This is a genomic window from Phenylobacterium sp., from assembly GCF_036963605.1.
GTDB lineage: Bacteria > Pseudomonadota > Alphaproteobacteria > Caulobacterales > Caulobacteraceae > Phenylobacterium.
The window spans coordinates 44,592-52,169 of sequence record NZ_JBALUY010000010.1 but is presented as its reverse complement, the minus strand read 5'-3'; the positions used below and the strand labels follow the sequence as shown (position 1 = coordinate 52,169).

Sequence of the window (7,578 nt, the reverse complement as noted above, 5' to 3'; positions counted from 1 at the left end):
TGCTCCTCGGCCTGGGCGCAGGGGGGCATGGCCGCGGCCCTTTCGGACGAGGACGACTGGGCGCTGCACGCCGCGGACACCGTGGCCGCCGGCGCAGGTCTGGTGGACGCCGAGCGCGCGGCCCTGCTGGCGCGCGAAGGCGCCGCCGCCGTCCGCACCCTGGCGGCCCTGGGCGCGCCCTTTGACCGCGATGAGGCCGGCGCCTTTTCCCTCAGCCTGGAAGCGGCCCACAGCCGGGCCCGGGTCGCCCGGGTCAAGGGCGATCAGGCCGGCCGCGCCATCATGGCGGCCGTCACCGCAGCGACGCTGGCCCAGCCCCATATCGAGGTGCGCTCCGGCGCGCGCCTGCGCGGCCTGCTGCAGGACGCCGAGGGCCAGGTGCGCGGCGTCATCATCGAGCAGGCTGGCCAGATCCATGAGATCACAGCCCCCGCCGTCATCCTGGCCACCGGTGGGATCGGCGGGCTCTACGCCGTCACCACCACGCCGCCGGAACTGCGGGGCGAAGGCCTGGGCCTGGCGGCCTCGGCCGGCGCCATGATCGCCGATCCCGAGTTCGTCCAGTTTCACCCCACGGCCATCGACATCGGCCGCGACCCCGCCCCCCTGGCCACCGAGGCCCTGCGCGGCGAGGGCGCCCTGCTGATTAACGGCGCAGGCGAGGCCTTCATGGCCGCCTATCACCCCGCCGCCGAGCTGGCGCCCCGGGACGTGGTGGCCCGCGCCATCCACGCCGAGCGGGCGGCCGGACGCGGCGCCTTTCTCGACGCCCGCGCCGCGGTGGGCGACCATTTCCCCGAAGCCTTCCCGGCCGTGTTCGCCGCCTGCCTGTCGGGCGGGATCGATCCCCGGGTGCAGCCGATCCCCGTGGCCCCGGCCTGCCACTACCATATGGGCGGGATCGTCACCGACGAGCATGGAGCGACCAGCCTAGCGGGCCTCTATGCGGCCGGCGAGTGCGCCTCCACCGGCGTGCACGGCGCCAACCGCCTGGCGTCAAACTCCCTGCTGGAGGCCGCCGTGTTCGGGACTCGCGCCGGCGCGGCCGCCCGCGAGGCCGCAGAGACCCGCAGCCGCATCGTCCGAGGCACGGCCTCGCCCATCCTGCCCGATGCGGCCCTGGCCAGCCTGCGGATCGCCATGAGCGCGGAGGCGGGCGTCGTGCGCGACGGCCCAGGCCTCGGGCGACTGATCAGCCTGGTCGACGACCTTCAGGCGGCCCATGGCGCCTCTCCGGATCTGACGGCCGCCCGGCTGACCGCCACCTGCGCCCTGACCCGGGCCGAGAGCCTGGGCGCCCACTTCCGTGTGGACGCACCCCAGGCGCCGGCCGAGCCGCGGCGCACCTTCGTCACCCTCAGCGCCCTGCCCCCTTCGCCCACCAGCATCGCCGCCGAATGACCGAGCCCCTGCCCGACCTTCTGATCGAGCCCGTCGTCCGGGCCGCCCTGGCCGAGGACCTGGGCCGGGCCGGCGATGTCACCGCCATGGCCTGCATCGACGCCGACGCGCGGCTGTCGGTGGCCTTCGTCGCCCGCAAGCCAGGCGTGGCGGCGGGCCTCGCCTGCGCCCGTCTGGCGCTGGTCGCCCTGGATCCTGAGGCCAGGTTCGAGACCCTGGTGGCCGATGGCGCCCCCCTGGCGGCCGGGAGCGTGCTGGCCCGCGCGCAGGGGAACGCCCGCGCCATCCTGTCGGCCGAGCGGACGGGGCTGAACCTGCTGGGTCGGCTCTGCGGCGTGGCCACCCTGACCCGGTCCTATGTGGACGCCGTCGAGGGGACGGGCGCGCGCATCGTCGACACCCGCAAAACCACACCGGGCCTGCGCCACCTGGAGAAGTACGCCGTGCGCTGCGGCGGCGGGGTCAATCACCGGTTCGGCCTGGATGACGCCATCCTGATCAAGGACAACCACATCGCCGCCTGCGGCGGGGTGGCCGAGGCTGTGCGCCGCGCCCGCGCCTTCGCCGGCCACCTGATGAAGGTCGAGGTGGAGGTCGATGGCCTGGACCAGCTGGAGGACGCCCTGCGCCACGGTCCAGACGTGGTGATGCTGGACAACTTCTCCCTGGAAGACCTGCGCACCGCCGTAGCCGCCGCCAAAGGCCGCGCCGTCCTTGAGGCCTCCGGCGGAGTCAATCTCGAGAGCGTGAGGGCCATCGCCGAGACGGGCGTTGACGTCATCAGCGTCGGCGCTCTCACCCACTCCGCTGCGGCGCTGGACATCGGCCTCGACGCCGTCTGATAACAGCCGACCGCCGTTACGGCGGCGGAGGCAGGCATGTCGGGCGAACTGGCGATCCACCACCTCGGCGGCGGACTTGGGCTGGGCCCGAACGCCTTTGGCCGCGACGTGGCCAACCTCGCCCTCTATCGCGCCTTCGCCCGCCACGGCGGCTTTGAGCGCCTGCACATGCTGACCTCGGTGGAAACCGATGCGGGCAGCATGGCGACCGCCCTGGCCGGCGCCTCGCCGCTTACCACCGTCGTCGAAGCCGGGGCGCTGCTCGATCTTGGTCGCGCCCGCCAGGCCGGGACGCTGTTCCGGGGCAAGGCCGATCTGGCGGAGATGGCCTGGGCGCGGCGCGGCCTCCTGAACGACAGCGCCTATAGCCTGGTCGGCCTGATCCACACCATCGCCCCGCCTCTCACCCGGGAGGAAATCGCCCAGGCCAGCCTGGCGCCGGTCCATCCCTGGGACGCCATCATCTGCACCTCGCCCTCGGTGCACGCCTCCATCAAGACCATGTTCGAGGACTGGACCGACTATCTGGGGGAACGGTTCGGCGGCCCGCGCCGGCCCATGCCGCACCTGCCGGTCCTGCCACTGGGCGTAGAGCTGGACGAGATCACCGCCCTGACTGACCGTCCCGACGTCCGCCTCCAGACCCGCGAGCGCCTGGGACTTACCGAAGACGACGTGCTGGCGCTCTGGGTCGGCCGCCTGTCCTTCTTCGAAAAGGCCGCCCCCCAGCCCATGTTCCGGGCCGTCGAAGAGGCTGGCCGACTGGCTGGGCGGCCCCTGCACTTCGCCTTGGCCGGCTGGTTCGCCAGGGAGTCCGATCGCGGCCATTTCGAAGCCGCCGCCCGGGCCTACGCCCCCAATGCGACCGTTCACTGGATTGATGGCAACGACGCCGATCAGCTCGGCCAGATGTGGGCGGCGTCGGACATCTTCCTGTCCCTGGTGGACAACATTCAGGAGACCTTCGGCCTGGCGCCGGTGGAGGCCATGGCGGCAGGCCTGCCGGTCGTGGCCAGCGACTGGGATGGCTATTGCTTCACGATCCGCCACGGCCAGGAGGGCTTCCTGGCGCCGACTCTGACCCCGTCCGCCGGTCCGCCCAGCGAAGCCCTGCTGCGCCGGCACCTGGCGCGGATCGACACCTATCAGTCCTATGTGGGACAGGCGGCGCAATACACCGCCGTCGATGTAGGCGCCGCGGCTCGGAGTCTGGCCGAGCTCGCCTGTTCGCCGGAGCTTCGCGCCCGCATGGGCGCGGCGGGCCGCCAACGGGTGCGGGAGACCTTCGATTGGCGCCAGGTGATTCCCGGCTACCGCGCCCTGTTCGACGAACTGGCTGAGATCCGTCGGTCCGCGCCGGCCGCGGAGCCTGGCCCTCGGCTCAATCCCCTGCACAGCGACCCGTTCGTAGATCATCGAAGCTTCGCCACCGCGACCGCGGGTCCCGATCTTCACCTGTCCGTTCGGGCAGGCGTCGATCTGGCCCGCGACCCCGCCCTGACCAGCGCCGTGGAGCTCGACAGCTTTGGGGAAGCCTGGCGGGCGCCGCGGCCGGAACTGGCCGGTCTGGCCGCCAGGATCGCCGAGAGCCCGGAGACCCGCCTGGGCGATCTGGTGGGCGCCTTCCCGCCCGAGCGGCGGGCGCGCATCACCTATGGCCTGCTCTGGCTGTGCAAGATCGGCGTACTCGACTGGCGCTGAGGCTCAGGCGCGCGCCTTGAGTCGGGTCGCCGCCTCCATGGCGGCGGCGCGGCGCTCGGCCACTGCGGCGTCCATCACATGGCGAACCTGCTTCAGGATGTGAGGCGGGGCAAGTTCCGGGCGACCGCCTTCGAAGGGCGGCGCCGGGGCGTATTCCAGACCGAGCTGCACCCGGCGGGCGGCGTCCTCGCCGAAGATCTCGGCGCCGGCCACCAGGGCGAAGTCGAGGCCCGCGGTGACGCCGCCGCCAGTGATGACATTGCCGTCCCGGCAGACTCGGGACTCGTCGATCTCCACATCGAACAGCGGCAGCAGGTCCCGCCAGGCCCAATGGCAGGCCGCCCGGCGCCCCTCCAGCAGACCGGCGGCGGCCAGGATCAGCGAGCCGGTGCAAACCGAGGTCACATAGCGGGCGCTGGCCCCCAGCCGCACGATCGCGGCCATGAAGGCCTCGTCCAGCATGGCCGCTGTGGTCCCGAAGCCCCCGGGCACGCAGAGCACGTCGCAGCTCTCGATCTTCGTCAGATCGGCGAGTTGCGTGAAGACCAGGCCGTCGGCCTCGACATCGCCCCCGCCGACCGAGGCGACGATCGTCTCGGCGCCCGGCATCCGGTTGAAGAACTGGTGCGGAGCGGTGAAGTCGAGCTGGGTCACCCCGGCATAGAGCGGAAAGACGATGCGGCAGGTGGCGGACATGACGGGCCTCGCTGGTGGTTGACAGCGGCACCATGCCCACGCTTGATCATGGCGGAAATGACATTTATCCCTCGGTTTCCGCCATGCCCCCTCGCCTGATCGCCTTTCTTATCTTTCCCGACTTCCAGTTGCTGGACGCCGCGGGTCCGATCGCCGCCTTTGAGATCGCCGAGCGGCATGCGCCGGGCAGCTATCGTGTGCGGGTGGTCGCCGCGCGGGCCGGGGCGGTGGCAAGCTCCTCGGGCGCGAGGATGAACGCCGAGGCTGCGGATGAGGCGGACATCGACACGCTGGTGGTGGCCGGCGGCGACGGCACACGGCCTGCCCTGCTCGAGACCTCGCTGATCGACTGGGTGCGGCGGGCCGCCGGGCGAGCGCGGCGAACCGCCAGCGTCTGTTCCGGCGCCTACATCCTGGCCCAGGCAGGCCTTCTGGACGGGCGCGGCGCCACCACCCACTGGAGCCGGACGGCCGACTTCCGCCGCCGGTTTCCGGCTGTGAGGCTGGAGCCTGACCGCATCTATGTCCGGGACGGGGCGGTCTGGAGTTCGGCGGGAATTACGGCGGGCATCGACCTCGCCCTGGCGCTCATCGCCGACGATCTCGGAGAAGCCGTAGCCCGCGCCACCGCGCAGCAGCTGGTCATGCCTCGCAGGCGACCCGGAGGTCAGTCGCAGTTCTCGGCCCTGGTGGACATGGGCGGGGCGTCGGGCCGGTTCGCCGATCTGCTGGACTGGGCCAGGGCGCGGCTCGTCGAACCTCTAGGCGTGGAGCGGCTGGCCGATCAGGCGGCCATGAGCCCACGCAACTTCGCCCGGGCCTTTGTGCGGGAAATGGGTATGACCCCGGCCAAGGCGGTGGAGCACCTGCGTGTGGAGGCCGCGCGGGCGCGCCTGGAAACCGCTGACGACCCCGTCGAGCAGGTGGCGGCGGCCGTGGGGTTTGGCGACGCCGAGCGCATGCGCCGGGCGGTGCTGCGGGCCTTCGGGCAACCGCCACAGGCTCTGCGCCGCGCCGCGCGAAGCACGCCGGCCGTCGGGGGCTAGGCGCGGCTTAGGCGGTCTGGCCGGCCTTGGCCTTGTCGGCGGGCTTTTCGGCCGGCGCCGCATCGCGGGCCGCCTTGGTTTCGCCCTTGGGCGCAGCCGTCGGCTTGGCGTCAGCGGCCTTGGCCGAGGCCTCGGTCTTGCCGCCATCCTTGCGCGACGTCGCCGGCGCCGAGGCCGGTTCAACGGCCGGTTCGGCTGGCCCGCCCATACCCATGGGCTTGTCCCCCGTGGGGACGAGCACGGCCGAGGTCAGGCGGATATCGTCGGTCGAATCCTGTTGGGCCGAGGCCTGCTGGGTCGTCTCGCCGACGCGCGCATAGACCGGCGCCTCGGCCTGTTCCTGCGTCACTTCATGCGCGCTGGCCAGCATCCGGTGCGGCGCCGGGTTGCGGCCGAAGCGGTAGAAGATGTGCTGACCGACCTGGGTCACCCGCGTCAGACGCTGCCCCCACCCCGGGGCCACGGCCGTGGTGTGGAAGTGGGTCGAGAGGCCCACATCCCCCATGACCTCGCCCGAGAGGGCGCGATTGGCGACCCGTTCGGCCCGGCGCCACGCGGCAGGCTCCACCGGGCGGCGCATCACGCCGTTGCAGGCGAAACTGAACTGGCAGACCCGGCTGTTGGCGCCCTGGAAGACGACGCCGCAAACGGTCTTGGGAAAGGCGGGGTGGCGCGCGCGGTTGATCACCACCTGGGCCACGGCCGCCTGGCCGGCCGGGGTTTCGCCGCGGGCCTCGTAATAGACCGCCTGGGTCAGGCATTCGACTTCACGGGACGCCTCCAGGGCGCCCCCAAGGCGGAACGGGGCGGCGGGGTAAGGCGTTGCGTTCAGGCTCGCGCGCAGGAGCGGCTGTTGTGAGACAGCGCTGGCGCCCCGCTCCAGGCGAGCGACCAGGATGGCGCTCTGCCGGTCCCGTTCGGCGGCGCCCGCCACGGTGAAGGGGTCGTGCCGCCGGGCGATGCGGAGCACGCCGGGGTCCATGCGCGCGGCGGCGTCCTGGAGCGCCTGCTCCGAATATCCGTCCGCGGCGCCGGCCGCCAGGCGGGCGGCGCGGGCGTGGTCGGTGGCCGCGCTGGCCATGCCGCCAGCCATGTATGCGCCGCCGAGCGCAATTCCGACCGTCGAGCCCAGGAGGGCGGCTCCGGTCAGGGCACGCCAATTGGCGCGCACCCTCTTATCATTCTGCAAAACGTCCTGTCCTGTGCGGCGAGGGCGCGACGCCCTCCGACATCATCGCTTGAGAGCCGGTCGCCTCATGCAAACCGAAGTCTCGAAACGAAGCCCGTCCGCACTGATAAGGACGGGTCTACGACAAAGTGGCGTGGCTTATGACGGGTCCGTGAAGGATTCGCAAGCTGTTATTGCACCGCACCATGCCTGATGCGAGCGAGACTCAATCAATGCTGAGGGAACCTTGGCCGTTGGCGGCCGTTTGTCGGGAACAACTCTCGGAGAGATCGACATGCGTAAGGTCCTTGGCGTTTGCCTCGTTTCGACGGGCCTTCTACTGGCCGGCTGTGGCCACAATGTGGAGCAGCGGGCGGCGACCGGCGCCGTCGCCGGGGCGGTGGTCGGCGGTCCGGTGGGCGCCGCCGCCGGCGCGGCTGTCGGCACCGCCGTGAGCAAAGGCGTCGACAACTAGGCGACGCCGGGGCTCGTCGCCGCCTAGTCCATCTGGATCATGCCGGAGGCGGCGCATCGCCCTATCGCCTGGAGTCCTGAGCACGAGCTTCGGGGACTGGGCGATGCGCCATCTCTTCTTCGCCCTCGGCGTTCTGGCCGCGGCCTGCGCCGTGGCCTATAGCGGCGGGGGCCTCTTCTAAGGGTCGAGCATCCGACTGCTGGCGCCATGGTGTCAGCAGTCCCGCTGGCGCCCGGCCCCTTGGACCCC

7 protein-coding genes are annotated in these 7,578 nt (G+C 71.9%); 5 read left to right on the top strand and 2 right to left on the bottom strand.

What is annotated here, in order from left to right; all coding sequences use genetic code 11:
• The 3 genes from V7702_RS03625 to V7702_RS03615 form a co-directional block, all read left to right on the top strand.
• On the top strand, positions 1-1,401 hold a 1,401-nt coding region (locus V7702_RS03625), incomplete at its 5' end, for an L-aspartate oxidase (RefSeq protein WP_335648783.1).
• Complete coding sequence (gene nadC / locus V7702_RS03620) at positions 1,398-2,243, top strand: carboxylating nicotinate-nucleotide diphosphorylase (protein WP_335648782.1); 846 nt, start codon at positions 1,398-1,400, stop codon at positions 2,241-2,243. The genes V7702_RS03625 and nadC, both read left to right, overlap by 4 nt.
• A 36-nt stretch (positions 2,244-2,279) precedes the next feature.
• Entirely contained in the window at positions 2,280-3,944 is a 1,665-nt protein-coding gene (locus tag V7702_RS03615) for a glycosyltransferase family 4 protein (protein ID WP_335648781.1), read from the top strand.
• A 3-nt stretch (positions 3,945-3,947) separates the two neighbouring features.
• Here V7702_RS03615 and V7702_RS03610 read toward each other — a convergent pair whose 3' ends face one another.
• Positions 3,948-4,640, bottom strand: a complete 693-nt coding sequence (locus V7702_RS03610; protein ID WP_335648780.1) for a DJ-1/PfpI family protein — start codon at positions 4,638-4,640, stop codon at positions 3,948-3,950.
• Positions 4,641-4,723: 83 nt separating this feature from the next.
• Here V7702_RS03610 and V7702_RS03605 point away from each other — a divergent pair, with 83 nt between their 5' ends.
• Entirely contained in the window at positions 4,724-5,686 is a 963-nt protein-coding gene (locus V7702_RS03605; protein WP_335648779.1) for a GlxA family transcriptional regulator, read from the top strand.
• 7 nt (positions 5,687-5,693) lie between these two features.
• Here V7702_RS03605 and V7702_RS03600 read toward each other — a convergent pair whose 3' ends face one another.
• The gene (locus V7702_RS03600) at positions 5,694-6,779 is read right to left on the bottom strand and encodes a cell wall hydrolase (RefSeq protein WP_335648778.1); all 1,086 of its coding nucleotides are present in this window, start codon (positions 6,777-6,779) and stop codon (positions 5,694-5,696) included.
• A gap of 370 nt (positions 6,780-7,149) precedes the next feature.
• Here V7702_RS03600 and V7702_RS03595 point away from each other — a divergent pair, with 370 nt between their 5' ends.
• Positions 7,150-7,329 (top strand): hypothetical protein, encoded by a 180-nt coding sequence (locus tag V7702_RS03595; RefSeq protein ID WP_335648777.1) that lies wholly within the window; start codon positions 7,150-7,152, stop codon positions 7,327-7,329.
• The last annotated feature ends 249 nt before the right edge of the window (positions 7,330-7,578 follow it).

What these genes read in the sequence shown, in the direction of transcription:
- nadC (WP_335648782.1), top strand. Translation starts at nt 1,398, where the DNA reads ATGACCGAGCCCCTGCCCGACCTTCTGATCGAGCCCGTCGTCCGGGCC.
- V7702_RS03615 (WP_335648781.1), top strand. Translation starts at nt 2,280, where the DNA reads ATGTCGGGCGAACTGGCGATCCACCACCTCGGCGGCGGACTTGGGCTG.
- V7702_RS03610 (WP_335648780.1), bottom strand. Translation starts at nt 4,640, where the DNA reads ATGTCCGCCACCTGCCGCATCGTCTTTCCGCTCTATGCCGGGGTGACC.
- V7702_RS03605 (WP_335648779.1), top strand. Translation starts at nt 4,724, where the DNA reads ATGCCCCCTCGCCTGATCGCCTTTCTTATCTTTCCCGACTTCCAGTTG.
- V7702_RS03600 (WP_335648778.1), bottom strand. Translation starts at nt 6,779, where the DNA reads ATGGCTGGCGGCATGGCCAGCGCGGCCACCGACCACGCCCGCGCCGCC.
- V7702_RS03595 (WP_335648777.1), top strand. Translation starts at nt 7,150, where the DNA reads ATGCGTAAGGTCCTTGGCGTTTGCCTCGTTTCGACGGGCCTTCTACTG.